This is a genomic window from Streptomyces sp. cmx-4-9 (assembly GCF_046548835.1).
Taxonomy (GTDB): Bacteria; Actinomycetota; Actinomycetes; order Streptomycetales; family Streptomycetaceae; genus Streptomyces.
In genome coordinates this window covers 162,581-188,181 of sequence record NZ_JAEBEE010000012.1, presented here as the reverse complement: position 1 = coordinate 188,181, position 25,601 = coordinate 162,581, and the positions used below count along the sequence as shown (strand labels likewise).

Annotated in this window: 33 protein-coding genes; 6 read left to right on the top strand and 27 right to left on the bottom strand. The window is 72.3% G+C overall.

Going from position 1 to position 25,601, the window contains the following annotated elements:
• Positions 1-14 precede the first annotated feature (14 nt).
• The 16 genes from ACLJTM_RS32490 to ACLJTM_RS32415 all read right to left on the bottom strand — a co-directional run bounded on the left by ACLJTM_RS32490 (position 15) and on the right by ACLJTM_RS32415 (position 13,770).
• Entirely contained in the window at positions 15-980 is a 966-nt protein-coding gene (locus tag ACLJTM_RS32490; RefSeq protein ID WP_411107388.1) for a DUF6884 domain-containing protein, read from the bottom strand.
• 124 nt (positions 981-1,104) lie between these two features.
• Positions 1,105-1,479: a hypothetical protein gene (locus ACLJTM_RS32485; protein WP_100583534.1), complete on the bottom strand. Its 375-nt coding sequence runs from the start codon at positions 1,477-1,479 to the stop codon at positions 1,105-1,107.
• Between the two features lie 5 nt (positions 1,480-1,484).
• The gene (locus ACLJTM_RS32480) at positions 1,485-1,964 is read right to left on the bottom strand and encodes a hypothetical protein (RefSeq protein WP_401573222.1); all 480 of its coding nucleotides are present in this window, start codon (positions 1,962-1,964) and stop codon (positions 1,485-1,487) included.
• Between the two features lie 217 nt (positions 1,965-2,181).
• A complete protein-coding gene (locus ACLJTM_RS32475) occupies positions 2,182-3,636 on the bottom strand; it encodes a DNA cytosine methyltransferase (RefSeq protein WP_411107387.1) in 1,455 nt (484 codons plus the stop codon).
• 156 nt (positions 3,637-3,792) lie between these two features.
• The gene (locus ACLJTM_RS32470) at positions 3,793-5,040 is read right to left on the bottom strand and encodes a phosphoadenosine phosphosulfate reductase family protein (RefSeq protein WP_411107386.1); all 1,248 of its coding nucleotides are present in this window, start codon (positions 5,038-5,040) and stop codon (positions 3,793-3,795) included.
• Between the two features lie 72 nt (positions 5,041-5,112).
• Positions 5,113-5,514 (bottom strand): hypothetical protein, encoded by a 402-nt coding sequence (locus ACLJTM_RS32465; protein ID WP_331735396.1) that lies wholly within the window; start codon positions 5,512-5,514, stop codon positions 5,113-5,115.
• A gap of 135 nt (positions 5,515-5,649) precedes the next feature.
• Entirely contained in the window at positions 5,650-6,033 is a 384-nt protein-coding gene (locus tag ACLJTM_RS32460; RefSeq protein ID WP_411107385.1) for a hypothetical protein, read from the bottom strand.
• Positions 6,034-6,286: 253 nt separating this feature from the next.
• Positions 6,287-7,684 carry a hypothetical protein gene (locus ACLJTM_RS32455; protein ID WP_411107384.1) on the bottom strand — a complete coding sequence of 466 codons (1,398 nt, stop codon included), beginning with the start codon at positions 7,682-7,684 and terminating at the stop codon, positions 6,287-6,289.
• A gap of 102 nt (positions 7,685-7,786) precedes the next feature.
• Positions 7,787-8,173, bottom strand: coding sequence for a DUF6409 family protein (locus tag ACLJTM_RS32450; protein WP_411107383.1), 387 nt, complete (start codon positions 8,171-8,173; stop codon positions 7,787-7,789).
• A 187-nt stretch (positions 8,174-8,360) separates the two neighbouring features.
• A complete protein-coding gene (locus ACLJTM_RS32445; protein ID WP_411107382.1) occupies positions 8,361-8,990 on the bottom strand; it encodes a DUF6248 family natural product biosynthesis protein in 630 nt (209 codons plus the stop codon).
• Between the two features lie 88 nt (positions 8,991-9,078).
• On the bottom strand, positions 9,079-9,795 hold the full coding sequence (locus ACLJTM_RS32440) for a hypothetical protein (RefSeq protein WP_411107381.1): 717 nt from the start codon (positions 9,793-9,795) through the stop codon (positions 9,079-9,081).
• 98 nt (positions 9,796-9,893) lie between these two features.
• Entirely contained in the window at positions 9,894-11,432 is a 1,539-nt protein-coding gene (locus tag ACLJTM_RS32435) for a hypothetical protein (RefSeq protein ID WP_411107380.1), read from the bottom strand.
• A 210-nt stretch (positions 11,433-11,642) separates the two neighbouring features.
• Positions 11,643-12,215 (bottom strand): hypothetical protein, encoded by a 573-nt coding sequence (locus tag ACLJTM_RS32430; protein ID WP_383934318.1) that lies wholly within the window; start codon positions 12,213-12,215, stop codon positions 11,643-11,645.
• Between the two features lie 211 nt (positions 12,216-12,426).
• Complete coding sequence (locus ACLJTM_RS32425; RefSeq protein WP_411107379.1) at positions 12,427-12,912, bottom strand: hypothetical protein; 486 nt, start codon at positions 12,910-12,912, stop codon at positions 12,427-12,429.
• Between the two features lie 211 nt (positions 12,913-13,123).
• On the bottom strand, positions 13,124-13,270 hold the full coding sequence (locus tag ACLJTM_RS32420) for a hypothetical protein (protein WP_381757008.1): 147 nt from the start codon (positions 13,268-13,270) through the stop codon (positions 13,124-13,126).
• A 101-nt stretch (positions 13,271-13,371) separates the two neighbouring features.
• Complete coding sequence (locus ACLJTM_RS32415) at positions 13,372-13,770, bottom strand: WYL domain-containing protein (RefSeq protein WP_411107378.1); 399 nt, start codon at positions 13,768-13,770, stop codon at positions 13,372-13,374.
• 299 nt (positions 13,771-14,069) lie between these two features.
• Here ACLJTM_RS32415 and ACLJTM_RS32410 point away from each other — a divergent pair, with 299 nt between their 5' ends.
• Complete coding sequence (locus tag ACLJTM_RS32410) at positions 14,070-14,270, top strand: hypothetical protein (RefSeq protein WP_411107377.1); 201 nt, start codon at positions 14,070-14,072, stop codon at positions 14,268-14,270.
• A gap of 477 nt (positions 14,271-14,747) precedes the next feature.
• Here ACLJTM_RS32410 and ACLJTM_RS32405 read toward each other — a convergent pair whose 3' ends face one another.
• The gene (locus ACLJTM_RS32405) at positions 14,748-15,122 is read right to left on the bottom strand and encodes a hypothetical protein (protein WP_411107376.1); all 375 of its coding nucleotides are present in this window, start codon (positions 15,120-15,122) and stop codon (positions 14,748-14,750) included.
• A 309-nt stretch (positions 15,123-15,431) separates the two neighbouring features.
• Here ACLJTM_RS32405 and ACLJTM_RS32400 point away from each other — a divergent pair, with 309 nt between their 5' ends.
• Together ACLJTM_RS32400 and ACLJTM_RS32395 are read left to right on the top strand one after the other, a co-directional pair.
• Complete coding sequence (locus tag ACLJTM_RS32400; RefSeq protein WP_411107375.1) at positions 15,432-15,815, top strand: peptidase inhibitor family I36 protein; 384 nt, start codon at positions 15,432-15,434, stop codon at positions 15,813-15,815.
• Between the two features lie 126 nt (positions 15,816-15,941).
• Positions 15,942-16,124, top strand: a complete 183-nt coding sequence (locus tag ACLJTM_RS32395; RefSeq protein WP_411107374.1) for a hypothetical protein — start codon at positions 15,942-15,944, stop codon at positions 16,122-16,124.
• A 439-nt stretch (positions 16,125-16,563) separates the two neighbouring features.
• Here the strand turns inward: ACLJTM_RS32395 and ACLJTM_RS32390 are convergent, their stop codons facing one another.
• The gene (locus tag ACLJTM_RS32390; protein ID WP_411107373.1) at positions 16,564-16,845 is read right to left on the bottom strand and encodes a DUF6233 domain-containing protein; all 282 of its coding nucleotides are present in this window, start codon (positions 16,843-16,845) and stop codon (positions 16,564-16,566) included.
• A gap of 217 nt (positions 16,846-17,062) precedes the next feature.
• On the opposite strand from ACLJTM_RS32390, the gene ACLJTM_RS32385 reads away from it, so the two are divergent.
• The gene (locus ACLJTM_RS32385) at positions 17,063-18,301 is read left to right on the top strand and encodes a DNA polymerase thumb domain-containing protein (RefSeq protein WP_411107372.1); all 1,239 of its coding nucleotides are present in this window, start codon (positions 17,063-17,065) and stop codon (positions 18,299-18,301) included.
• Between the two features lie 1,218 nt (positions 18,302-19,519).
• Here ACLJTM_RS32385 and ACLJTM_RS32380 read toward each other — a convergent pair.
• From ACLJTM_RS32380 to ACLJTM_RS32370, 3 genes are all read right to left on the bottom strand, one after another.
• Positions 19,520-20,326: a hypothetical protein gene (locus ACLJTM_RS32380; RefSeq protein WP_411107371.1), complete on the bottom strand. Its 807-nt coding sequence runs from the start codon at positions 20,324-20,326 to the stop codon at positions 19,520-19,522.
• 96 nt (positions 20,327-20,422) lie between these two features.
• Positions 20,423-21,475 (bottom strand): hypothetical protein, encoded by a 1,053-nt coding sequence (locus tag ACLJTM_RS32375; protein WP_411107370.1) that lies wholly within the window; start codon positions 21,473-21,475, stop codon positions 20,423-20,425.
• Positions 21,476-21,530: 55 nt separating this feature from the next.
• Positions 21,531-21,938, bottom strand: a complete 408-nt coding sequence (locus ACLJTM_RS32370) for a hypothetical protein (RefSeq protein WP_411107369.1) — start codon at positions 21,936-21,938, stop codon at positions 21,531-21,533.
• A gap of 344 nt (positions 21,939-22,282) precedes the next feature.
• Between ACLJTM_RS32370 and ACLJTM_RS32365 the strand changes: the two genes are divergently transcribed.
• Complete coding sequence (locus tag ACLJTM_RS32365; RefSeq protein WP_384540950.1) at positions 22,283-22,504, top strand: hypothetical protein; 222 nt, start codon at positions 22,283-22,285, stop codon at positions 22,502-22,504.
• Positions 22,504-22,755, top strand: coding sequence for a hypothetical protein (locus tag ACLJTM_RS32360; protein WP_136227664.1), 252 nt, complete (start codon positions 22,504-22,506; stop codon positions 22,753-22,755). Before ACLJTM_RS32365 ends, ACLJTM_RS32360 begins: the two co-directional genes overlap by 1 nt.
• Positions 22,756-22,848: 93 nt before the next feature.
• On the opposite strand, the gene ACLJTM_RS32355 is transcribed toward ACLJTM_RS32360, so the two are convergent.
• From ACLJTM_RS32355 to ACLJTM_RS32330, 6 genes are all read right to left on the bottom strand, one after another.
• The gene (locus ACLJTM_RS32355) at positions 22,849-23,058 is read right to left on the bottom strand and encodes a hypothetical protein (protein ID WP_411107368.1); all 210 of its coding nucleotides are present in this window, start codon (positions 23,056-23,058) and stop codon (positions 22,849-22,851) included.
• 42 nt (positions 23,059-23,100) lie between these two features.
• Complete coding sequence (locus tag ACLJTM_RS32350; protein WP_411107367.1) at positions 23,101-23,589, bottom strand: nucleoside 2-deoxyribosyltransferase domain-containing protein; 489 nt, start codon at positions 23,587-23,589, stop codon at positions 23,101-23,103.
• Positions 23,586-23,963: an HIT family protein gene (locus ACLJTM_RS32345; RefSeq protein WP_411107366.1), complete on the bottom strand. Its 378-nt coding sequence runs from the start codon at positions 23,961-23,963 to the stop codon at positions 23,586-23,588. The genes ACLJTM_RS32350 and ACLJTM_RS32345 overlap by 4 nt, the downstream gene beginning before the upstream one ends.
• Positions 23,964-24,003: 40 nt before the next feature.
• Positions 24,004-24,354 (bottom strand): hypothetical protein, encoded by a 351-nt coding sequence (locus tag ACLJTM_RS32340; protein ID WP_411107365.1) that lies wholly within the window; start codon positions 24,352-24,354, stop codon positions 24,004-24,006.
• On the bottom strand, positions 24,351-24,872 hold the full coding sequence (locus tag ACLJTM_RS32335) for a hypothetical protein (RefSeq protein WP_411107364.1): 522 nt from the start codon (positions 24,870-24,872) through the stop codon (positions 24,351-24,353). Before ACLJTM_RS32335 ends, ACLJTM_RS32340 begins: the two co-directional genes overlap by 4 nt.
• Positions 24,873-25,159: 287 nt before the next feature.
• On the bottom strand, positions 25,160-25,576 hold the full coding sequence (locus ACLJTM_RS32330) for an NUDIX domain-containing protein (protein WP_411107363.1): 417 nt from the start codon (positions 25,574-25,576) through the stop codon (positions 25,160-25,162).
• Positions 25,577-25,601: the final 25 nt, after the last annotated feature.

Below are 25,601 nucleotides of genomic sequence, written 5' to 3'. Positions count from 1 at the left end.
TGGATTGCCGGCGTTCAGGCCGTTGGTGCGGCCGCGGTGGTCAGCTGGTGGAGGACGTCCAGCGGCTGCTCGGCTCGGATCAGCCGGGCGAGACGGGCGCGCTGTTCGCCGATGCCGCGGCAGCCGGCGAGCGGCTGCAGGGCGTCCGGGCGCAGCTGCGTGACGGCCTGGACGTAGGCGCGGCCGCCGAGGGCGACGACCGGGCGGGGGCCGGGGAGGATGCCGAGCTGCGCGGCCTGGGCGGCGAGCATCTCGGGCGCGGCGGAGCCGGGCTGGCCCATGCGGAGTTCGTACGGGAAGAGCGGTTCGTCGAGGGTGACGAAGCCGTTCTGCGCGGAGAGGACGACGACGTCGCCGGTGGCGCCGGCGAGGCGCTCGGCCGCCTGGCGGCACAGGAGGTGATAGCTGCCGGTGTAGAGCTGGCGGGCAGGCAGGGCCGTCTTGGTGGCCGACTTGGCGCCGCTGCACGGTACGACGACGACGGGCCCGAGCGGGCCGGGCGTCGTCGACTGGGCGGTCTCGCGGACGTCGAGGGCGGCGCCGGCGCTGCGGCTGCTGTTCACCGGGACGAGCCCCTCGTGTTCGGCCGGCTGCCAGGGGTAGGGGTCGCCGACGTGGCGGTGGGCCCAGGCCATCGTGCGGCCGGTGGCGGGGTCGACGACGTCCCAGCCTGCGGCGGCGTACGCGCGCAGAGTGTCGTCCGTGTGGTCGGGCGCCGGGACGGCCCGGCGGTCGAGCCGTACGACCGCCTGGGCGACGGCCTCGGCGAGGGTGGGGGCGCAGCGCACGACGGCTTCCCGCGGTGCGGGGGCGGTGCGGGGCATCAGCTGGTCGACGTGCCACTGCCGGCCGGTGCGGAAGGCCTCCAGGTGGGCGGCGGCGTAGCGGAAGCGGTGGACGGTGCTGTAGGCGCGGTCGCGGTAGACGACTCGGCGGCGCGTACGGGGCAACGGCACGGCGGAAATGGGGCCGGTGGACATGTGGGGTGCTCCTGAAGTCGGGCGGTGCCGCGGCGCGCGACGACGCATGCCAGTCGCAGACAGGGCGGCGGGGACGGGGGTGACGGCCGTTCGGTCGGCCGTCACCCCCACTGGCGGGCGGTGCTCAGGCGTTGGGCGGGAGGAACTGCCGGTCCGGCTCGACGCTCCAGGTCAGGTCCGGGAACAGGCGGCGGACCTGCCGTTCGGCCCAGGGACGGACGGTGTCCCAGGCCTCCTGCGTCGGTTCGTTGGCCCAGTGGTGCCAGCCTTCTGCACAGGCGGCGGTCTGCTCGCCGAGCTCAGCCATGAGGGTCTCTACGGTGATCTCGTCGGGCAGTTCCATGTTGTTCTCGGTGGTCATGGCGTAAGCCTCGTAGAGGCGCTCGGCGAGGGTCTCGCCGTCGAGGTTGTGCACGGAGGTGACCTGGAGGACGGTGCCCCGGCCGTCCGGGTCGAGGATCAGGCAGGTGGAGGGCTGGGGTGCGGTGTTGATGGCCATGGGTGTCAGGCCGCCAGCTCGTAGCCGTTGGGGCGTTCGCCGCCGCAGTTCGGGCAGGGGTCGGTCTCGTGGTAGTACCAGCTGCTGCACGCGCAGTCCCAGGTGGAAATGGACCACGTCCACTCCCAGCCGCCGATGCCGTAGAGGCCGTCCTCCTCGCGGGGGTTGATGATGGAGGTGACCTGGGCCGGTCCCTCGTCTTCGAGGTACATCCAGCGGATGTGGAGGACGACCGCGCGGGGCGCGCCGTTGCTGTCGGTTCCGCCGTCGATGACGTGGATGGTGTCGGCGCAGTCGTAGCCGTACTTGGTGGCGATGTCGAGGGTTTCGGCGGCGAGCTGGCGGACGGTGTCGAGGGTGAAGAACGGGCTGACGAAGCCGTTCCAGCGGTTGGCCGGGTCGAGGACGGCCGGGTAGTCGGGGGTGCCGTCGATCGTGACGCGGGTGCGGACGGAGCCGGTCTTCGGGGAGGGCTGTCGGGTCATGACTCTCCTGGGTGTGTGTTCGGTTGGGTGGTCGGCTGCCACCACCGACCATGAAACAACTATACCACACACACATCACTATCGCGGGTAGGGGCGCACGCCCGATCCCGGATACCAGCAGCTCAGCAGCGCCCCAGCTGGGGGCGGCCACCGCATCCGGGGCCGCCCTCGGCGGTAGCGATCCGGCCGCCGGCGGCGCCGCTCGGCCCGGGCTGGACTACGCGGCCAGCGCCAGCAGGTCCGCCGGGGCGCGCTGGCCGCGCTGCTGTGGCACGTCGACCGGCGCCGGAAGCTCGGCGCCACCGTAGACCCGGCCGAGGTAGTCCACGACCGGCCGGTGCCACGGGCGCCCGGTCAGGGCACCCAGGACGACCGCGCCGACAGGCGGGCACACCACGTCCCCGATGCGCTGGAACGCGCTCGTGCGCGAGTCCTTGCGGGCCGTCGGCTCCGAGGCGCGCCAGGGGTAGGTCGACAGGAATCCGACCAGCTGTCCGGCCTCGGCCTCGGTCAGCCGATAGCCGTCCGACTCCCGGTACCAGGTCCGGGCCTTGCCCGTGAGACACCAGCCGGCCTTGTCCGCGGAGAAGGTGTTCCCGCCCTTGGGCCGTCCGTTCGCGTCGACTCCCCGGACGCCGCGGGTGTTGACGCGCTCCCCCGCGGCCCACCCGAGGGCGGCGGCCAGGGTCTGTTCGGCGAAGGGCATGTTGGGCCGGACGGATCCGGGGATGCGGCCGTAGCGCACCGCCATGAAGAACACGCGGCGCCGGTGCGTGGCCACCCCGTAGTCGGCGGCGTCCAGCTCATCCCACTGCTGCTGGGACCAGCCGGCCAGGGCCAGCTCGAACGAGACGGCCTCCCGCACGTCTTCGGGCAGGTTCGCGGACTGCTCCATGGCGACCCACCGCAGGGCCTCGCCGTGGAGCTGGAGGCCCAGCGCCCAGATCAGCACCTCGCCGACGAGTCCGGCTTCCGGGTCCGGCATGGCGGCCGCCATGGCGCGCACCTCGGCCCAGGTCGCCCCGGAGCGCTCGGCCCATCCGCCATGCCCCGAGGCCTCCCCAGCGGCGCGCAGCATGGCAGTGAGGACCTGGAGGGACCGAGCGGTGAGTCCGGCACGCTTGCCCGCGGTCGACCAGGCCGGGCAGGGCGGGGAGAGGATGACGCCGACGATCCAGCGAAGCGCGGGGTGCTCGGGGTCGAGCAGGGTGATGTCGATGACGACGCGGCGGTGCCCGGCGCGCTCGGCGGTGGCGCAGGCGTCGCCGGAGAGGTCGAGGCCGACGGCGTCGTACCGGGCACCGAGGGCGGCGAGGCCTTCGTCCCAGCCGCCGGGGCCGGCGAAGACGCCGACGACGCGCTCGCGGTCCCCCTCGCGGGGGCGCAGGAGCCAGCGGCCGGGCCAGGGCGCGGCCATCTCGTCCAGCTCGGCGAGGACGTCCGCGGGGATCTCGGCGCCGAGGTCGAGCGCGAGCTCGGCCAGGCACACCGGGCAGGTGCGCTCCTCGAACCAGTCGACGCAGGTGACGTAGCTGTGCCAGTCCGTGAAGCCGCAGCGGGCGGTGGTGTCGCCGTGGTCGGGCAGGAGGTGCACCAGGCCCTCGGCGTCGGTGCCGAAGCCGGTGACTCGGATGGGTTCGGCGCTGCGGTCGGCGGTCTGAGCGTCCGTCATGAGCTGCTCCCCTCGGTCGGCCGGTGCGGCGGCCGCGTGCTGTGCCTTCGGTCGCCGGTCGGGTGCCACCCCCGACCGGCGAGATAACTATAACCCCAACACATCACTTTCGGTAGTGGGGGCGCTCATCTCCCCTTTCGCGTGTCGTCTCGACGGTCAGGCAGCCAGGACCAGGGCCAGCCGGCGGAGGTAGTCGGCCGCGGCCTCCTCGCCGACGTGGCGCCGAAGCGCGTCTCCGCGGGCCCAGACCAGCGGGCCTTCCTCCGCTTCGACGCGGGCCGCCTCGGCGACGATCTCGGCGACGCTGAGCTTCTCCCTGAACTTGTGGCCGATGTGCTCCTCCAGCGCGACGTACCGGGCGGGCAGGTCCAGGCCCAGGGCCCAGCACAGCCGTACGGCGCGCACCAGGACGTCCCGGCCGGCGAGCACGCAGAAGACGCAGGACAGGCGGGGGATGACGGCGTCGTAGACGGGGTGGTACTCCAGGGCGGCGTCGGCGATCTGCTGCCAGACGTCGGCCTCGGAGAGCTCCAGGATCGGATGCCAGGTCAGGACCATGCGCTGCCCGGTGCTCGCACGCATGTCGATGGAGAGCGGCAGCTTCCGGGCCCGGGCGGGGGATTCGGCAGCCCGGATCCCAAGGGCCGAGAGGATCAGGGCCTGCTCGTCCAGGCCGAGAGCGTCGGTGATCTGCTTGAAGAGCGGGGCGATCTTGTCCCGCTTCAGGGTCGAGGTGCACAGCCGGCGGGCCGCGTCGGGCCACATGCCGCGCTTCTCGACGAGGCCGAGCAGGCCGCGGTCGGCCTGGACCACGATGAACTCCACGCCCCAGCGCTCGGCCTGGCGCTGCGCGAGCTCGCGCACGCCCGGCCATTCGGACTCCTCCCCCAGGTCCGCGTGGACCATGACCACCTTGTCCAGGCAGCCGGCCTCGGCGGCCAGGGTGACCACGCGGTACGCGCAGACGAGCGAGTCCTTGCCAGCACTGGTCGAGATGAGGATTTTGTCCGCGGCCAGGATGAGCTCGCGGGGTGTCTGGGCCAGCTCGCCGAGGAGGGCGGCCGCGATGTCGGACCGGCGCCCGCCACCGGTTCCGCGGCCCGGGGCGTGCGGGGTGTAGAGCGCCGCGAGGGCGCGGTTGGCCGCGCGGGCTGCGGTGAAGGTTCGGCGGACCTTGGCCCGGGCCTCCCGCTCGCGGCGTACGAGGCCGGCGTGAGCGGCCTGGGCGGCCGCGAGCTCGTCAGTGTCGGCCTGCAGTTGCTGGTCGCGGGTGATGCGGGCGCGGTCGGCGGCGGTGGCCTTGGCGGCCCGGGCGCGGGCCCGACCGGCGGCGGTGTACGCGGCGTCGGCCTGGTGAGCGCGCCGGATCCCCTCCAGCAACTGGCGGCGGGTGGGCATGTCCATGGGACTCCTCTGGGTGCGGGGCGGTGTGTTCGGCGCCGGGCGGCTGCCACTGCCGCCCGGCCAGGGGGTGGATCAGAAGGTGCAGAACCGGCGTGCGACCGGCGGGAAGTTCTCGCGGCAGTGCCAGCTGAGCCGCTGGGTCACCTCGCGGGCGCACCAGGCCGCGTCGGCGGCCGCGTCGAGCGGCTTGGGGGAACCGTCGACGAGGGTGGTGAGGTAGGTGCCGTCGGCGGCGTGCAGGTGCGCGGACCAGGGTTCGCGGTGGTCGGCCGCGGGCCGGTCTGCGCGCTCGCCGGCGTACATCAGGACGTGCAGGACCCCGTAGGCGGCGTCCTCGTCGTCCGGGGCGCCCGGGTCGGCGGCCATGATCAGGAAGGTCATGCCGCCCTCCTCACCGGGGAAGGCGTGGCGGCCCAGGACGGCCAGCTCGTCGCGCAGCAGGTCGCCTTCGGTGGGTTCATTCCGGTTGGTCATCTCGTTCCTTCGTATCGAGCGGGCGGGGATGTCTTGCGTGCGGATCGGTGTCGTGCGCCAGGAGGCCGGACCTCGGCACCCGGCCCGGGGCGGGCCGGACGCCGGGGTGCGGGGCGCTGTACGCCCCGCGAGGTCCTACTGAGCGACGGTCGGCCGGTTGCAGGGGCGGGCGTTGTCCACGGCGACGGCGGCGGCGAGGCGCCCCCACTTCAGGTGGAGCTTGAATGCGGCTTCCAGGTAGAGCGCCGCCGCCTCCGGCCGCTCACCGGCTCCCGTCAGGTGGCGCTCGTGGAGGAGCTGGAGGGCGCCGCGCAGGCTGGTCTCCTGGGAGGCGAGCTGGATGCTGACGGGGTGCAGGGGCCGGGGTAGTTCGAGGGTGCCGAACACGGCGCTGGTGACGTACTGGCCGAGGCAGGCGGGGAGCCCGGTCGCCGTGTTCTGGGCGACGACGTCTTCGGCGATGGCGCGGGCCCGGGCGGCGGCGTGCAGGGCGTTGGGGAGCGGCGTGCTGATGATCATGACTCTCCGAAGGGTCTGAGGATGTGTGTCCGGTGTGGTCGACTGCCACCGTCGACCACGAGACAACTATACCCACTATTCATCATTACGCAAGGGCTCGCCCTTGTCCCCTCGGCAGAAATCCGCAGTCGGCACCGGCGTTACTGCGGGCGGCCATTGGCAGTGCGCCGCCTGGGCGCAGCGCTCCGGACGCGGGTGATGGCGGCGGAGGGGAAGGGGAGCTGCCCGGCCCCTTGGGGCCGGGCGGGGCCCGTCAGCAGGCAGCCTCGGGGTCATCGGCCGTCGGCAGGGGCTCCCATTCCAGGGAGCGCGCGGTCTTGCGGGAGCGGCCGTCAACGGCGACGGTCACGCCGTCCCGGTACGCGCGGCCGCCGGTCATCCGTACGTCCACCGCTTCGACCGTGCCGGTCTGGCCGCTGGCCACGTGCCTGACCCGCTCGCCGACGGTGCGGGCCAGATCCCCTTCCCTCAAGCGCCGCGCGGTGAGCCGGTGTCCGGCCTGCTGGACCAGGCGGCCGGCGCGGGTGGCCAGGGCGGCCGCGAAGGCCGCGTCGGAGTCCGGGGCCTCGACCCTCAGGAAGCAGCGGCCCTCGGGCAGCCCGGTGTGGGTGATGGTCCAGGTGTCGGTGATCGCGCCCCGGGCCTGGTCGGCGGCGGCGTCCTGCTTGGCCGCGGCATCCAGGGTCGGCACGTGCCAGACGTGCAGGGAGGAGTGGTCACCGGGCTCGACGATCCAGCCTTCGGTGCGCTCGAACAGCTCCTTCGCGACGCTCAGCAGGGTCAGGGGCGGCCGCCCGTCGGCGCTGGTGCTCAGCCTGCCGTCCTCGACCCAGGCGACGGCCAGGCGGCCGCTGGTGCCGTCCGGCCGGACCCAGTAGCCGGCCACATCACCGAGGTCGTCGGGGCCGGTGACGTCGGCGAGCGGCTGCCCGGCCAGGGCCGTCACCGCGGCGGCGGCCGCCGGGTGTTCGGCGTCCTGGGGCAGTACGCCCACACCGGCCGCCGGAGCGGTCTCGGCCGGGCCGGCGGCGGGCGGCGGGACGAGGGCGGCGTTCCAGGAGCCCGGGCCGTACTCGGTGAGCTCGATGAGGCCTGCGGCGTGCAGGCTCCGGACGGCGGTGAGGTTGTGGCCGTATCCGGCGCCGATCGAGCCGTCGCGCTTGACCACGGCGTACACCCGGCGCTGCGGTTCGGTCAGGGCGTCCTCGGCGCGCCTGTGGTTCTCCTGGGCGTTCAGGTAGTCGGCGCGCTCCTGGGCGCCGACCTCGGTCTGCCAGTCCCCCGATACGACCAGGCCCGAGGTGTTGACGACGTCGAAGCCTCCGTTCGCAGCCGGGCGGACGGCGTAGAGGACGAGCGGTTCGCGCTCGGCGGCCGGGGCCGGCTGGGCCGCGGCGGGTGCCTGCTTCGGGGTGGCCTTGCGGGTGCGGGCCGGCTTCTCCTGGACGTTGACTTCCTCGACCGTGATGTTCTTCCAGCCCGCGCGCTCGGCGGTCCGGGCGGCCCTGGTGACGTTTGCCGCGGACATGGACCAGGTGTGCACGATGCGGCCCTCACCATCGCGGCGGTCGGCGATGACCGCGTGGGTGTAGTGGCGGGTTTCGCTGTTGCGGGTGCAGCCGGTGGAGGCGACGAAGGTGGTACGGGCCATGACGGGGCTCCTTGCGTGTGGGGTGTGTTGACGGTGCCGGTCGGCTGCCACTGCCGACCGGCGGGCGGGGCCGAGGGCGGTGGTGCCGCCCCCGGCATCGGGCTACTGGCCCCGGCGGAGCGCGCGGATGCGCAGGCCCGCCTTCTGGATCCGGTGCTCGACGGCGCCGTATCCAGCGCGGCTCCGGAGGTTGTAGTCCCGGAGCTGGAGGTAGAGCCGGAGCAGGGTGCGCTCGGACATGTCGTCGACCGTGCCGACCACGACAGGCTCGTTGGCGAACGCCATGCCCAGCGTCCTCGGCGCGAACGAGGGGGCGCCGAGCGTGTAGAACCACACCCGGTATCCATCCTTCGGCGCGTTCTCGTTCCAAAGGCCCAGGACGATGGCCCGGCGGACACCGGTGTTCCTGCCCTGGTCGTAGCGGGGGGTGCGCACGACCGTGCCCGGCTCCAGAACGGTCTGGGTGGCGGAGGCGGTGGCGACGGTCATGTTGACTCCTTTGGAAGAGGGGTGGGGGTGTCGGCGGGAATCCCCCGCCGACAAGAAAACTATACCCACCATTCATCACGTGCGCAAGGGCGCCCCCTTCTCAGGCACGCCACAGGCGGGCCCAGATGCTCACCGGCGATCAGGCATACGCTGCGCCGCCGCCGGCAGCGGGGAGCGCGGGTGGCCGTCAGAACAGGGCGTACTGCGCTCCAGCGTTGTCCGGAGAGCCTTGGCGCCGGCGGATGCCTGGCGAGACTTCACCCGGCCCCTCATCGACCTCCTCCCGTACGGCCTCGTCCTCGATGGGAGCCGCCGGCTTCTCCGGGGTCGGCTCGCCCTTGGGGCACTGGCACCGGCACCACCACACGCACGGCTCGCCGCCGGGGCGCACGATGAACTGGGCGACGCACCGGCCCCGGATGTCTCGCACCCAGTCGATGTTGTCGTCCACGTGCGGGCCGCCTTCCTGGCGGTGGACGCACAGGTCGCAGCGGCCGGCCAGGCAGTTCCAGCAGGTGCCCCGTTCGCACATGGCCCATCGGGCGAAGCCGAAGGGGTACTTGCGCTCGATCTTTTGGAGGTAGGCGGGCCACACCTGCTCGCGCACCCACGCGCCCTCAGCCTCCTCCATCGGCGAGGGGTTGGGGACCGGGTCCACGATGCCCATGATCAGGGCGCCCTGGAAGTTCAGGTTGGAGACTCCCCGTACGATCTCCCGCTCCTCGGGGGTGAGCGTGCGCTGCGGGCGGCGGATGACCGGGTACGCGAGCAACCCGGCCTCCGGCCGCGGGCCGGCAGCGCGTCGGGTCTCGTTCATGCAGATCCCTTCGATGCTGAGCGTTCGGCAGCCTGCTCAATCGCGGGCAGGGGGCGGAGATCCCGCCCCCTGCCGCGTGCAGCGACGGTCAGCGCTCGGTCCGGGCGTAGTTGTGGCGGTCGTCGGTGGCGGCGAACTCGACCAGCTCGGGAACGTGCGCGCCCACCCAGGTGTCCAGCGGGCCGGGGCTGTCCTGCTGGCCCGTGAGCCAGCGGTAGACGTCCGGCTTGAGTTCGAAGAGCTTGCACTCCTCGTCCTCGGCGTAGAAGTCGGCGTTGCCGCCGAATCCGTAGTCGTCGGCGATGTCCCACACGCAGACCAGGTACGGGCCGCCCTCGTCGTTGATACGCCCGAAGACGCGCCGGATGTCGTCGGCGCCGTATCCGTGCTCGAACGCCCCGTGCAGCTCGGCGAGCTCGGCCCCGAGCTCCTGGGCGGCCTCTCCGGCCGCGGTGCCCCCGGCGCTCGGCGCGGGGTCTTCGCCCTCCTGGTCCTCGTGTTCGCCGCCGTGCTCGGCGATCAGGTCGCGCAGCGCCTCGGTGGGCACGTCCAGGAACGTTCCGGTCTCCGCGCCGAGGTCCCCGCCGGTGAGCCACTCCTCCCACGAGTCCTCTTCGGCCCAGGCTTCGGTGTCCGGGGCGGTGAGGCCCGGCGAGAGGAGCACCTCGTCCGCGGCACGGGCGTCGGGCCGGGCCTTGACGAGGAGGGCGTGGCCGTCGGCCAGGCGGATGCGGGTGAAGCCGTGGTCGGTCCCTTCGGCGATGACGGCGTCGAGCCGGGTCGTGCTGAGGGTGTGGGTGCTCATGCAGTGCCTCCGAGTTGAGCGTTTCCGGGTGTCCGGCTGCCACCGCCGAACCATGAGACAACTATACACGCTATTCATCACGCGACAAGGAGGTGCGGTCACGCGATCAGGAGCACGTCCCCGATGACCTTGGCCCGGTGCAGCGGCGCCGGGCCGCCGGCCGACCTCTTGCGCGGGGCCGGCTTGGGCAGGTCGCGAAGCGGCCGGAAGACCGGCCTCTTCCCGGTGTGCTCCTTCCAGCGCTTCTCGAACCCCGGCCGCTGTTTGTCCGCGACGCCCGCGGGGGCTGCCACGATGAACGCCTCGGCGTGCGGCAGGCCTTCGGGGTCGTCCAGGTAGTGGGCGCGCCGGATCCCGGAGGCTGCTCCGTCGACCAGGCGGACGCGGTGGGGGAAGCGTCCGGCGAACCGGGTGACCAGTTCCTCGGCCCGCTCTCGCGGGCCCTCGTACACGGTGCGCACCGATCGCCAGGTGGGGCCTTTCTGCTGCGCGCCGCGGCACCGCTCGTCGTCGCCGGGGCAGTGCGGTTCGGCGTCGACCGGCGCGCCGTCCTGGTCGACGACCGCGTGGATGCGGCGGCAGCGGGGCTTGCGCTGCTGGCTGCACCACCATTTCGGCTCCGCGCAGTCCTTGCCGTGCCAGCGCCGGCAGTCCTTGGTCCGGCCGAGGCCGGTGAGGCGGCGCACTTCGTACGCGGCGTACGGCGTCTGCTCCAGGTCGGCCTGGAAGGCGTCCAGGACGGTCCGGTTGCGGCTGTCCTCGGCCAGGCGCTGGTGGAGCGATCCGCCGGGCCCGTAGAGGGACATCCGCTCGTTCAGGGCCAGTGAGATGTACTCCATGCGCAGGACCTGCGCGGCTTCGGCCGGGTGGGCGCGCAGCCGCTCCTCGTACAGGTCACGGGAGGAACAGACCCCGGTGAAGGGACACATGACACAGTGACTCTTCAAGATCATTTCACCCAGGCAGTCGAGGACGTACTGCTCGACGGCGGCTCTGGCCATGCCGGCGCGGATGAGGGGGTAGTCCGGCTCGCAGATGATCCGGCCGGCGGCGGCGTTCAGCTGGTCCTGGATGGCGGAGTCCTTCTGGGCGCGGCCGGTTTCGTCGGCGTGGTAGCCGATCACGCGGCGGAAGGTTTCGGTGCCGAACTCGTGGGCGGCCCAGGTGTCCAGTACCCAGCCTTTAAAACGAATGCTGCAGCGTCGCTGGCCCGAGGCGAGCATCGGGACGGTGCCGGCGGTGCGCAGCTCGTCGGACAGGCGCCAGGGGCCGGCCGCGTGGATGCGGCGGGGAGCGCGGGAGTCGTCGAGGACCAGGACGCCGTCGGCGTCGCGGGGGCCGCCGCGGCATACCTGGACCAGGCGGATCCGCCAGGCGCGCAGGAGCGGCAGGACCAGGCGGTCGGCGTAGGACAGGGAGTCGCTGAACTCGTCGCCCGTGACGGCGTGCACGATCACGAGGTCGGACAGGTCCGGCTCCAGGCCGTTGCCGACCGGGTCGTTGATGAACCGCAGGATGTTGGCCGTGGAGTCCGCCCCCAGGCCCCATGTGAGGACCGTCCTGCGCTTGCGGGCGGAGCGGGGGCCGGAGCCACGCGACGGGGCGGGGAGGTGCAGGTGATGCGCGGGAGGGTGCAACACGGTCTCCTTCAGGGGTGCGTGTTCGGTGGTGCGGCTGCCACTGCCGCGAGGTGCTGGGGCGCGCCCGGGCCCGGGTGGACGTGCTGCGGGGCCGGGGTGCGGGACGCGCGGGCGGGGGCGGCTCTGCCGAAGGACCTCGCCCTGGGGGCGCCCCCGCTGGAGGGCCCGGGCGCGCGTGGATCAGCGGCCCGGGCCGGAGAGGAGCGGCTATCGGGTGACGGCGCCAGCCGCGACCCAGGCGGAGCGGGGGCTCACCGGGTTGTGCTTGACGATGGAGCGGGCCAGGGCGAAGAGGCGGTATCCCTTCGGGGCGCCGGTGGCCAGTTCCAGGTTCCGGACCGCCACGTCGTACTGGAATCCGAAGACCACGCGCATGAGCTCGGAGCGGCCCATCTCGCGGCGGTAGTCGAGCATGTCGTGTGCTGCCTGGATGGCCTGCTCGCCGATGCCGGTCCAGACGCGGCCGTTGAAGACGTGGTCCCCGGCGGTGCGGTCGGCGTCGGTGACGTCGAGGGGCCCGGTGTGGGTGATGGTGAAGTGCTTGGGCCAGGCGGAGCGGGGGCCGAAGGCCAGCGCCGCGTACGCCTCGGCGGCGCCGTCCAGGGCCGTACGGACGGAGCGGACGGTGAAGCCCGGGAGCGTCCGGTCGTGCTCGGTGTCTGCCTTGAAGACGTCCAGGCGGGTGGTCCCGCCGTAGTTGTAGACGTCCACGGTCGTGGCCCCGGGGTACAGGCGGCGGGCGGTGTCGAGGACGGCGTACGCGGCGCGGGAGGTGTTCACGAGGATCTCCTTGGGGTGGTGCGTTTTCGGTGTGCGGCTGCCACTGCCGCCTCGGGACCCCGTCCCGATGAGAAAACAATACCCATTTTTCATCACTTGCGCAACTCTGCCCCTTTTTCTGACTGCTCGTCAGATTCCTGGGTCGGGAACGGCCGGCGGCCACCACCCTCCGGGCCCCGCCGGCCGCGAGGGCCGACGCCGCCCGGAGATGTCAGCGAGACGCCCCCGCAGCGCCCGGAACAACCGCTCCGCAATCGTCCGCGACGCCCGGGACGCAGAGGCGCGCCACCAGCTGACGGACGGCACGCGGCCCGGCGGCACGGACCCCAGGCGCACTACGCCCGTGCGGGTGGACGGTAGCGCGCAGGATCTTCCCGGAGCGGGCGCCCACCTCCATCCACCCCCAACCGCCCTCGGGGCCGGGCGCAGCCAGGGTCACGTGGTGGCGCCGGATGGAGGGGCGCCACACGGGAAGGAGCCCGCGCTCCGTGGCCAGCGCCACGACCGAGCGCGTGTACGCGTTGAGGCCGTGCGGTACGGCGGGGACGCCGATGTGCAGCGCCCCGCCGCGCATGGCGAGCAGGACGCCGAACGGGAGGCGCGCGCGGATGTCGGCGGGGTCGCGGTACGGAAGCCGCCCGTGCGCGGGGCAGCGGGTGCACAGCAGGATGTCGGCGCGGTCGCTGTCACCGGGCACGAGGCGGGCAGCGGGATCCGCGCACTCGGGGCAAGGTGCGGTTCGCCATTCGTATGAGTCGGCAGCGGGCATGGGGACTCCAGGGTCGGAGAGGGTGGATCGCCCCGGGGAGGGGCGCGGGTGGGCCGGTGGCGTGGCATGGGCGCAGCGGGAGAGGTGCCGATGTCGGGGGCCGGGCGGGCGGGGCGGTTCCGCCCGCCCGACCCCGGGGCTAGAGGGGGATCCTGGGGGATTCCGCGTCCAGGCGCGCCATGTGGCAGTCGGGGCAGAGGTCGGCGGTTTCGGCGGTCTCGTTGCCGCAGGGCTCGCCCCATCCGGGGCAGACGGGCGTCTCGGGCTGCGTGTCGCGCTGGGTCATCCTCGGCTCTTTCGTGCGGGTGGGTGACCGGGGGCCGGGGCTCGGCCCCCGGTGGGGGCGCGGCGGCGGTGGGCCCGCCCGGCGGGGCGGACCCCGCTCGCCTATGCGGCGATCTTCAGCTTGGGCGCCGGGTAGTCGCGCTCCAGCTCGATGTCGATCATCTGCTCAGGGGTGAAGACGAAGTGCGCCAGAGTGACCACCTCGGCCGCCTTCTCCTCCGGGACGGCGAGCACGAAGCGCATGCGGTGGATGGTGTACGCCTTGATCTGCTCCAGGGTGAAGGCGCGCATCTCGCCCCGGGCGCGGCACATCGCGCGGACGATGATGCCGCCCTTGCTGGTGGTGAGGATGTTGTGGATTTCGATGGTGCGCACCGACTCCTCGCCCTTGCTGTCGACGTAGGTGATGGTCGCGGCGCGCTCGCCGTCCATGGCGCGGATCAGGTCGGTCAGGGTGCGGGTGGTGGTCTGACCGGCGGTGATCTTCATGGAGTTCGACACGGGTTTCTCCCTGGAGCGTGTGAGTTCGGTGGGGGTGTTGGCCGGGTGCCACTCCCGACCAACAAGACAACTATAACTCACACACATCACTTTCGGGAAGCCGGAACGGCCTTTTTCTCGTCCCGATTTCGCGTTCACCCATTCGGCCGCCCGCATCGCGCCGCGCGGCGACACCACGCCACCCCCACTTGACCAAAGTGATGAGTGATGGTTATAGTTGTCTCAGTTGATCGGCGGTGGCAGCCGCTCAGCGACCGCGAAACACGCACTACGACAAATCCACAGCGAGGAGCCCCGAGATGGCCCGTACCTACAACGACCGCCCCGCGCACCTGCAGTCCCAGGAGCGGCCGTGGATCTCCCACCTGAAGGACGGGAGCAGGAAGTGGTACCAGCAGGCGGCACACAAGCGGGACCGCGCGGCGGTCCGGCTGGCACTGCGCCTCGGCGTCGAGCCGCCGCTCCCCCAGCGCCGCTGCGTCGACTGGGACATGCACTGACCAAGCTCCACACGAAGCGGCCCCGCCTTCCGGCGGGGCCGCTTCGGCATGTCCGGGCACAGCCTTCGAGCGGGAGCGCACGCGGTGTTCCTGGCCGGGCCGGGCAGCGGGCGGCGCCGGGCGAGCGGGGCCGGACTGCGGAGCGAGCCGGGGGCCGGGTCCGTGCCGGCCTGAGCTGGGCTGGGCTGGACCGTGGTGGTCGAGGCTGGCCCGGCCCCGAGAAGAATCAGGCCTCTTCCTCCGGCTATCGCGGAGAAAGAGGTGTCGTCGTGGCGAGGGGGCTTGCCCACGGGGCCTGACCAGGCATAACGTTCAAGATCGAAAAAGCGGGGGTCCCACTCACGGTCACACCTCCGGTGCAACTCCTAGTGCACCTCTGCAAGCAACCCTCCAGCCCCCTTCCGGTGCAACTGCCGCAGAGGCACCGCGGCGTGGGCTTGCCCACCACGGCAGCGCACCGGGCGGGCCGGCTCCTTCCTACCTCTGGCGGTGGTACCGGAGGTCGTGGCGGCCGGGCTCGCCGGACATCACGTCGTAGCAGTCGGGGCACGACAGCCCGAGGGAGGCGATCATCCAGCCGCCGATCGCGGCGGTCGTCCCGCAGTTGCCGCAGTGGTCGACGTCGGGGGTGGGACAGGTGGCCGGGAGCGGCGCGGAGGTCCTGGTGCTGGAGTAGGCCGGGAGGTCCGCGGTCCAGCTGTGCCGCTGGTATTCGGCGCGGGCGTCCTCCAGGAGGTAGAACCGTCCGAGGGCGTCCGCGAATTCGTCGGCCTGGGGACCATGCACCTCGACATCCCACGCGGTGACCGACTGCCCGGCGCCGAGGGCCAGGGCCCGTTCCACGATCCGCATGCGGGTCGCCGTCGGCCCGGATCCGCGCTGATGGGACTCTTTGAAAACGGCCGCCCCCCGCTTGGGCTGGCCTCAGAGTTGCTCGCGCTGATTCCCCACCCAGACCACGGCTGACCTGCGGAGAGGGAATGAACGTCTCTGTCAGGTCGCGCGCTAAGCCTCGAACGGCCCTGGTGGGCGGCTGATCTGCCCCTGTGGTGTGCGCCCGCTTGCCGTTACTGCGACGGAAAGAGTTCGTTGACGAGAACGATCACTCGTGATTCGTCCGAGTCGGCAGATCTCCAGATTCGAGTCAAGGAGCACCACCAGATGAAGAGCAGGTTGCAGTCCGTGCTTGTACCGTTGGCCACAGCGGCAGCCGTCGCGCTGCCAATCTCGCCGGTACATGCGGCCGACGGATATGACCGGTGCCCGGCCGGCTACTACTGCATGTTCTCGGGCCTGGACGGCACCGGCGACATGATCACGCTGAACAGGAGCACGCCGCACCTCTCGTCGCTCGGGATGAACGCCCGGGCCAAGTCGGATTGGAACCGGACTTCGTCGACCATCTATCTGTGGTCCGACGCGAACTACATCGGCTGCACGGTCGTCACCGACTCTGGCCCGACCGGCAAGGGCAACTTCTCTCCGACCTTCCGGGACTTCTTCAACTCGGTTCAGTTCGACGGCCCGGGAGGCCCGAGGTGCTGAGAGCCGCTCAACAGGCCGGTCCAGGGTGCGCGAAGCGCATCGCGTCAGCGACGCCGAAGGAGCCCTTGACGGAGCGTTCCGGGCCGCGCACTGACCGGCTGGGCGGCCCCGGCCAACACACTGCCGTTGCTCGCTGAACGTGCCCACTCGGTTGAGAGCCGAAGCGACTGGGGCGAGGAGCAGGTCCGGTCGTTTCCAAGAATCCCCATCAGCGCACGCGGGTTCCTCGGCAACGTCGACATGGGCTTCGGCGTACCGCAGCACGTGGCCGGCTGGGCGACGATCCCGCACGACCCGCACAGCATCTGACCGTTCTGCCCGCCCCCGGATACGGTCCGGTCCGAGCTGACCGGTGCGGTCGCCGGCGCCTGCCTGGCCCGCCCCCTGCGTAGGGGTGGGCAAGCGACTTGAGCTGGTGTTTTGCTGCCTTGGGCAAGCCTGGCCACCTCCTGGGCAAGCCCTGGGTGCACGAGTTGGGCAAGCCGGGTTCGGCGAGCTGGGCAAGCCGGGCGGCTCAGAGCGCGGAGGCCTGCTCGGCGGGCACGGGAAGGCCCGGCATTAGGGCTGGGCACCGGCCGGTTGTCGGAGCAGGGAGCCGGTGGGCATGCTGGCTCCGCGGTCGTGGCTGGCCGCGGCGGAGGTGGGGTGGCCGCGCGCGGCGGTCTCAGGGATCGGTGATGCCGAGTTCTTGGGCGGCGGGGCAGATCGAGCAGGTTTCGACCTGGGGCTGGCGGAGGGCGTCGAGGGCCTACTCACGGGTGGTGGGCCGCGTACGGCCTGAGGCGAGGCGGCAGTCGGCGGTGTGGACGAGCATGCGTCCCCCTCTGCCGATGGGGTGCTCCAGCTTCCACTCGGTGAGCGGGGTGACGATCGGCCCGTTCCGTGCGGCTTCGGCGACGCGGTCCCCGCGTTCGATCTCCGCGATGCGGCCGCGGACCAGCTCCAGCAGCACCAGGCACCAGCGCTCCAGTGTCCGCAGTCGCTCGACGTCGGGCGGGAGCAGCCAGTCGATGTCGCGTCCGGAGGCCATCGCCTACGCCTTCCTGCGGGGCCGGCGGTGGTCTGCCGCGGTGACGGTCTCCCTGGCCGGCTGCACCGGGCGGCCCGGTGTGGGGCTGGGGCGGCGCGTTCGAGGCAGGAGTCTGTAGATCACCTCGATATCGTATCTCTGTTCGAATCTGCCGTTCCGCTTTCCGGCGTGCTTGTTCGAATAAGTTTTCGATACGGTGGCTGTGGGAGGTGTCGCCGTGGACGACGAGCAGAGGGATCCGGTGGGCGCCGGCTCCCCGATCCTGCATCTGCGCTGCCCCGTGGACGTGGACCCGGTGGTGTACCGGCTGCTCCTCGGTCTGGTGGCGGACGTGACCCCGGTGGTCCAGGCGGTCCCGCCGTCGGTCCTGGTGGCGGACGTGTCGGGGAGCATCCGGTTCTTCGACCGGGACCCGGCAGAACTCGGGCTGATGATCAGGATGCGGGCGTTGGCGCTGTACGGGCTGCCGGTGGTGATCGGGGTCGGGCCGACGTGGTCGGTGGCCGCGATGGCCTCCCGGGATGCCGCGCGCAGCGGCCTGGTCGCCGTCGGCTCCAGGCCGGAGCAGGTGGCCGCGTTCCTGCACCACCGGCCGGTCGGGGAGCTCTACGGCATCGGGCGCGCCCAGGAGCAGCGCCTGGTCCAGTTCGGGGTGCACACGATCGGTCTGCTGGCGCAGCTGCCGGAGGCGACCGTGCAGCGAGTGATCGGCGGGCGCGCGGGGCGGCAGCTACGCGAGGTGGCCCGCGGCATCGACCGTCGGGTGGTGGTGCCCACGGAGCTTCCGCACAGCACGGCCGCGCAGCGGCGGTTCACCCTCGACACCCTCTCCCCCGAGGCAGTGCATGCCGCGCTGCTGTCGCTGGCGGTGGAGCTCGGGGACCGACTGCGGACCCGGCGGCAGGCTGCGAGGACGATCACGATGACCGTCACCCTGGCCGACCGCTCCCAGGTCCACCGCAGCCGTCAGCTGCCCGGCGGCCCGAGCGCGCACACCGAGGACCTCCGCGACACCGCCTACGAGATGTACCGGGCGTTGGGCTTCCAGCGGGCGAGAGTGCGCGGCATCGCTCTTCGCTGTGAGCAGCTGGTCGACGCGGCCGCGGTTGCCGAGCAGCCTTCGACCAGGGCCGGGAGCGGCGGCTACGGGCGGAGAAGGCGATCGACCTGCTCAACGCCCGGTTCGGTTCCGGCACGGTGGGGCCGGCGGCCAGCTACCGGCAGGCCGGCTGACCTCCTCGGAGCGGGCGCCTGGAGGTCCGGCCAGGACCCGCTCCGAGCGGGCGGTCAGCACCTGAAGTCGTCGAGGACCTTCCGCGTCGCGGCATCCGCCGGCCGGAGCGGGTGGGTGCTGCCGTCTTCGGCGGGCCCCAGACGCAGGGTCGTCCCCTGGCCGAGGGGGGTGACGAGGAGTACGCCCTGTTCGATGCGGGTCTGCACGGCGTCGCTGCGGTAGGGACTGGCGGCCAGGCACCTGTGGGCGAGTTCGCGTTCGTAGCGCTCGTAGGGGCCGGCGAAGAAGTGGTCGGCCACGGGGCCTTGCCCCTGCCACACCGCGAGTGCGAGGAGTCCGGCGGCGATGCCGGGGACCGCGGCCTTGAAGCCGGGGGCCTGGATGAGCCGGGGCCCGGTCCGGTGAATGATCGCCGCCCCCGCGAGCGCAACGGTCCCGGATGCCCCGAGCAGCAGGGCGTAGTGGGAGAGGAGGTCGGCCTGGTTGCCGAAGGTCAGCGGAAGCGCCGCGCAGGCCAGGACCAGCAGGTACAGCCCGGCCAGGGTCACCGCCTGGAAGCCGCCCAGCTTGGCCGGCCACTGCGCACGGGCCGGAACCAGGTCCTCTTCCCGGCCGACCCACTGCCCCGCGCCGCGCAGTCGTCCCGCCTGCGGGAGGGCGCCGTCGAGGCGGGCCTCGACGAGCAGGTCCAGGACCGCGTCGCCGAAGGCGAGGGCGCGGTGGTGCACCGCGAACTCGTCGTCCTTCAGCCGGCTGGCCTCCTCGGCGCGGGCCGGCTGAATACGCAGCCCGGTTCCGCCGGCGAAGTTCAGGTTCACCGGATGCCCGGGGTCGGGGAAGCCCGGCACGGTGGGGGCGGGCCGTCCACACCCGTCCAGGCGCGCGCCGCCGTCGCGCTCGGGGAAGTACTTCTCGTACATCCGCGGGTGCCGACGGCGGCCGTGGAGGCTGGCCTGGAGCGCCTGGGCCTGCTCGATCACCGCGTCCAGCAACGGCGAGGCCGGGGCGCTGCGCATCTGGTCGACCGCCGAGGCCCCCGGAACCGTCCGCCACAGGCCGCCGGTCCGCTCCAGGACCCGGTCCTTCCACAGGTCGCGGACTGACCGGGGCCATACCCGGGCGACCGGCAGGCGCCGCGGAGCCCGACCGTCGGCGAGGTGCGCGCGCAGCAGTGCGAGGGCGCCGCGCAAGTAGTCGGTCTCGGCCGCGTAGTGGACCGCGACCGCAGTGGTCCGCTGCCCTAGGTCGGACCCGGTCTCGTCGACTCGGTCTTCTGAGGCCCGGGCCGCGAGACCCTGTGCGCGCAGCTCGGCGATTACTCGTTCCCAGCTCTCACTCATCTGCTCCCCCTCCAGATCGGCATCGTCTCATCGTCCCGCAGGCCCGCTTCCGGAAAGACCACGTTCCGAGGGCCGGGGCTGCGGCGGCATGGCCGGAGGTTCACCGGCTCAAGCGAGTGCGCGGCCCCCACGCGAACTCAAGATCGTCCAGGAGAACGGCCTCCAACGCCTTGTTCCACCGACCGCGCAACAGGAACGGCACGGTCTCCATCCGCTCGCAGATGATCAGGCTTTCAGGCTGACCGGCCAGCATGTAGCGGCCGTACTCGGCCGGCCTGCTGCCCGGCCCGTACGCGCGCAGCAACTCCTCCAGACGTTCGCGGTGCTGTTGGGCAAATACCTCCAGGCGCTCGGCGTACCCTGCTCGCTCGTCCTCGCGCACGGCGCTGAGCGCCACGGTCAGAATCTCGTCCGACGCCTCGGAGCTGAGGAAGTCGCTCGGGTCGGCCAGAGCCCATGTGCACCGCCGTGCCGCCGACAAGACCTCCTTCGCGTCCAGGGTCGGTGCCGGTGCCTGTGCCTGGGATTCCGGAGTGGAGGAGGCCGGTTGCCGAGGGTGCGCGAGCAGCAAGGCGCTGGAGGCGGCGAGTCCGCGCTGGGTGGTGGCCGTGGTGTCGGCGATGCGCAGCAGGTGGCTGGCAACGTCACGGACCCCGGCGTGCCAGCCGTCCTCGAACCGCGGATCCGACCCGTGCGGGGCGCTGCTCTCGGAGATCCAGGTGTGGGCCCCCGCCACGGCCCCGGCTTCCAGCTTCGACACGATCGCGTCCGCCTGCTCTGGAGCGACCCCGACAGCGGCCAGCGCCTTGAACACGGTGAACCGCGCACCTGTTGCCTCGCTTTGGTGATCGCCGATGCGGGCCAGCTCCTGGCCGTACGCATCGGAGTCGTGCTGCTCAGTGCTCACGCTGTGCCTCCCTTGTTTACGTGGGTGGGGTCTGACGGCCCAGGCTGTACTGCGTAGGGGCGTCAGGGCTCGCGTCTCGATGGCCGGGCTCGCGGTTCAGGGCGTGGGGCGGGGGCGCTTGGTGCCCTTGCGTCCGTCGCGCAGGGCGGCGAGCAGCTCTTCGGGCTCAGGCCGCAGCCCGCTGCCCAGGTATCGGATGCCCTCGCCTTCGGGCGCGGTGTCGGTGTCCTTGCCGATGGGGTGCCGGCGGCTGGTCGAGGTCCGCCATCCGAAGCGGGAGTCCCACACCGCGGCGGCGGCCGGCTGGTCGGTGTCGAGTAGCACGGCGGCGGCCACGGCTCCTCCGTCGAGCTGGCGCATCTCCACCTGTGCCTGCTGGGCGATGCCGGCCGCGGCCAGGACGTCGGCGGTGTGCTGCAGGTAGGGCTGGGCACCGCGGGCGCGGAGCTCCCGCTCGGCGAACGCGACAGCGGCGCGGTGGGTGATGGCGGGGTAGCCCAGCTGGAGGGCGGCGTCCTTCAGGTCGAGGCCGGGCTGCTTCTCGACGAGGTCGGCGATCCGCCGGCCGCGCAGGGTGGCCAGGCCGGACTGCGCGGTGGGGAACTTGGTGATGCCGAGGGTGTCGGAGACGGTCTCGACGGTGACCGCGGGGTCGGCGTCCAGGAGCTCGGCGATCCGCGGCAGGATCTCGTCGCGGGGGATCATGTCGCCGCTGCCCTCGCGGCGGCCGCCGCCGGCGCCGCGGCCCGGCCTGCTGTCCTTGTAGGCGAGGACCAGGCGGCGGGGCCAGTGCTCGGTGCCCTTGGGGCCCGCGGGCACGAGGACCACGGCGGCGGCCAGGTCCGGGTCCTTTTTGTAGGTGTTCCAGGTCACGGGGGCGATGCCGAGCAGTTCGGCGGCCTCGTGGCGGTCCAGGAGGTCCTCGTCGTCGTCGACCTGGGGCAGCTCGGGGATGGGCTCGCCGGCGTAGTAGGCCGCGGTCTGCTCCGCGTCCCACAGCTGGTTGCGGGCGTCGGGCGAGCTGATGGGCGCCGGGTGGCCTTCTGCGGCGTAGGGCTTCTGGTTTCGGATCGTGGTGAGCTTCTTGCCGAGGGCGTCGGCCAGGTCGGACATGGTCTGGACGTGCTGCAGGCGTCCGGCGCGGATCACGTTCTTCTCCTTCGTCACGGGGCGGGGCGCTCACGGCGCCCCGCCGGCGGGGGTGTCAGTCGTTCGAGGGGTCGGGCAGGCAGAACGGGTTGCACGGCTCGTAGGCCTCGGCACCGCATCCGTCGCACGGGCGGGCGGCCGCCTCGATGAGCGGGCGGAGGTGGGCGAAGGCGCTGCCAGCGCCGGCGTGCGGGGTGATGCGGCCGGCGGCGATGACGTACAGGGCGTGCGGCGGGTTGCTGGTGGTGCGCACCCGGATGCCGGCGGTGTCGCCCGGGCCGGCGGCGAGGCCGGGGACGGCCAGGACGCCCGCCGCGGGGAGGGCGGTGACGCCAGCCTCGGCCAGGAGCTCGGTGAGGCGGGCGAGTTCGGCATCAGCGGCCGCGGCGGTGGCCGGCCACGCGGATGCGGCGACCTCGGCCTGCGTCGCGGTGCCGGCGGGGTGGGTGAGGGAGAAGGACACGGGGCCTCCAGGGTGTCGGTGTGTTCGGTGCCGCGGGCTGCCACCGCCCGCAAGCAAGACAACATTACCTAGCTTACATCACCGTTGGCAAGTGGAGTAGGTCCGCAACGCCGCGGCGTACGGATACACTCGGAGGCGAGATACGCCTCTCGGGTCTCCCGCGGGTGTGTGTTTTCGGTTGGCCGGCGCCCTTGCCACCCGCCTCGGCGGAAGTGGGCGCCGGCCGCTTTCGTTTCCGCCGGCCGCGGGGGGTGCCCCCTCGCACCGGGTGCTCTCCGCATCCTCTTCACCTTCCGGGTTCCGGTTGTGTACTCCTGCGCTAGCCTCGTTGCAGCATCTACGACTTGGAGGCCGCGATGCGGATCGTCTTCGACCCGGCCGAGCAGGAGGCCCTGCGGGCCGACGCGCGAGAGATGGCTGACGGCGACCCGCAGATCGCCTACGTCCTGGAGCGCCTGGCCGGTGAGGGCGTCGATCTGGACGCCGTCACCTCCTGGGAGGACCTGCGCGAGAACCTCGGGCAGCCCCCGCTCGACGACGCCGCTCCCACCTCGCACGTCGCCTGATGGGGCGCCACGCACCCAAGCGCGCCCGCATCGTCTTCTACGACGTGGCGCAGGACCAGGTTGAGAAGATGACGGAGGCCGAACGCCTCCGCCTCGACCCCGTGCTGGTGGCCGTCTCCAGGAATCCCGAGATCGGCGTGCTGTCGAAGCACGGTGCGATCCGTGAGCACCGTGAGGGCGGCGTTCGGATCCTGTACGTGCCAACCGCCCTCGGCACCCTGGTCCTGGTCGCCTACGTCGAGACGGACTGACTCCTTCGAAGGCCGTGAGCAGCCGGCCACAGCAGAGCCCCGGACGCGAGGTCCGGGGCTCTTGTGTTCGGGCCGGGTCCGGTCGACGATCCCTCAGGTGCCGTTCGGGGTCTGCGCGGTGCCGCGCTCGTGTCGGCCGTGGCCGAAGCGCTGCTGCGCGGCGTCCAGGATCTCGACCAGTTGCCGCGCGGAGCCGGAGGTCGGCTCGCCGAGCTCGGCGCGCAGTTCGGCGATCTCCGCTTCGTCGATCTCGACGTGGATGCGGCGCTCACCGCTGCGGTTGTTGAGGTACACGCGTTCCATCAGGGATTCCTCCTCGGGTTGGCTGGCTGTGGTGCGGTGGGATCAGCTGCTGCTCGTGACGAGCGCGAGGGCGGCGGCGACCGTGTCGGTCAGGGTGGTGCACACCGGCACGCCGTGGCGGCGGGCCACGTAGATCAGGTATCGGTTGCGCTCGGGGTTGGGGCAGTCGGGCGGGCATCCCAGGACCGCCCGGCCCGTAGCGACGTCCAGGCCGAACTCCACGTTGGTGGTCATGGCCGGCATGGTGCGCAGGTCGCGGGGGATCCAGAAGAGGATGGCCGTGGCCGCGGCGCGGGCGTCGGTCTCCCAGTCGACTTGGGTCACGTAGCGGTCGGCGCGCTGGCCGTGCCGGGACTCGGGGCTCAGGACGGTCAGCGGCTGGGTGCCGGTCCACTGCGCGGCCAGTGCGTCGGCGGCCTGGGGCCGCCAGGACGGGACGGGTGCGCTCTTGTCCGGGGTGGGGCCGGCGAGGAAGACGGACGGGCCGGCCGGGATGGGCTCCCGGGCCATGACCAGGATGACGCTGTTCACGAGGAGGCTCCGTTCTGCGCGGCGGCGCGGGCGGCGTGCTGCGAGGTCCAGGGCAGGGGCAGGTTGTCGCCCTCCTGGCGGGGCACGACGTGAACGTGCAGGTGGAAGACGGACTGGGTCGCCTCGGTGCCCTTCGAGGTGATGATGTTGGCGGCGGGGAGCTCGGCCATCAGCTCGGCGGCGCGGCGCATCACCGCGGCGGTCACGTCCGGGTCGGTGCCGGCGTCGGCGACGTGGACGCGCGGCAGGACCATGACGTGGCCGGCGGCGACTCCTCCGCTGCGAGGGCGGATCGCGAGGGCGTCGGGCCATTCGCGGACGATGCTGGCCGGGGCCTCCCCGGCGGTGATGGAGCAGAAGACGCAGGTCTGCACGGCGGGCCTCTCCTGATGGGGCCTGCGCGGGATGGGCGGGTCAGATCCAGCGGAAGATGCGGCGGACGTCGCTGGCCGCACCGCTGAGGTTGTCGGCGTCGAGGCGGTCGTCGAAGTCGTAGGGGTCCTCTGCGGCGTCCATCACGGCGTTGGAGGCGGCATCGAGGACGGCGGCGAACGCCTCGTCGACCTTGGCGGCCTTGAGGGCCTCGACGACCGCGTCCTGGTCAGCCTGGCCGCGCTTGATGGCGTCGGCGAGCAGGTTCAGCGCAGCGGCTGCGGCGGGGGCGAGGTCGGCCAGCTCGCCGATACCGGTGGTGCCGGTGCGCTCGGCGGGCGTCTCGACGCGGGTGATGCGGGCAAGTCCGGTCGACGTCGTCTCGTCGTTCACATCGTCTCCTGGTGGTAGGGCGGCAGTTCGCCGGTGGCGGGCCTGGTCGGGGCCGGGGCGTCGGGGTCGAAGGCGGGGGTGCCGCCCATGTGGATCACGGCGCGCTGCTGTCCCAGCAGTGCGTTGCAGCGGTTGAGGAGCTGGCGGGCGTCGCGGGCGGTCTGGGGGTCGCCCCGGTACGTGTCGATGTCGCGGATCGCCCATTCCAGGCGCATGAAGTCGCCCTTCTGGAGCGGGATGCGGACCAGGTCGGGGTCGGGCTGGGTGACGGAGGCGGCGCCGGCGCTCTGGTAGAGGCGGCCGATCAGCTCGGTGGTGAGGCTGCTGTACCCGAGGTCGGGGCGGGCGCGGCGGGTGCATTCCTCGGCGTGCAGGAGGATCTGCTCGAAGGCCTCCATCTCGGCGAGGGTGATGCCGATGTACTCGACGCGCGGGGGCTCGGGGCGCTGCGGAAGGGTGCCGTAGACGGTGCCGTACGGGGTCTGGGTCGTGGGCTGCTGGTTCCTGCGGAAGAGCATGGTGACTTCTCCGAGCGTCGAGGTGGTGGGTGGTCAGGCGGTGGTTGGCCCGACCCCTTTAAGGATGCCAACTCGGAGTTGGCTATGTCAATGAAAACTTGGCCAACTTAAAATTGGCCTACGGCGGGGCCAGGTACACCACCGCCCCCGACCTGCGGAAAGCGGATCGAGGGCGTCAGGAGGATCCGCCGGCTCGGGCCAAGTCCCGCCAGGAGCCGGCCGGAGGTGACGGTGTGCCGCGCCCGGCCGGAAAGGCCGTGCGCGGCACTCGTGCATCGCGTGCCGTCTCAGGAGTTGGTGGTGACCGCCGCACTGATGATGTCGGCGTGGTCGAACGCCAGCTGCTCCGGCAGATCGCTCAGGGGCCACCAGCGGGCGGTACGGGCGTCGTCCCCGGCCGTGGCCACGGTGCCGTCGGGGACGATGACCATGTACGCGAAGGTGACGTAGGCGCCGCGCGGGTCGCGGCCGACCTGGTCCCAGACGCCGATCTGGTGGAGGTTGCCGACGGGCACGTGGACACCGGTCTCCTCGGCCAGCTCGCGGGCGGCAGCCACGAACGGCGCTTCTCCGGCGTCGACATGGCCGCCAGGCAGCGCCCAGGCCCCTTGGAAGGGCGGCCAGCCGCGCTCGATCAGCAGGACGTCGCCGCCGGGGGTCAGGGCGACCACGTCGGCGGTGTAGATGTTCTCGGTCTCGGTCATGTTCGCCTTTCGATGAGGTGAGCGA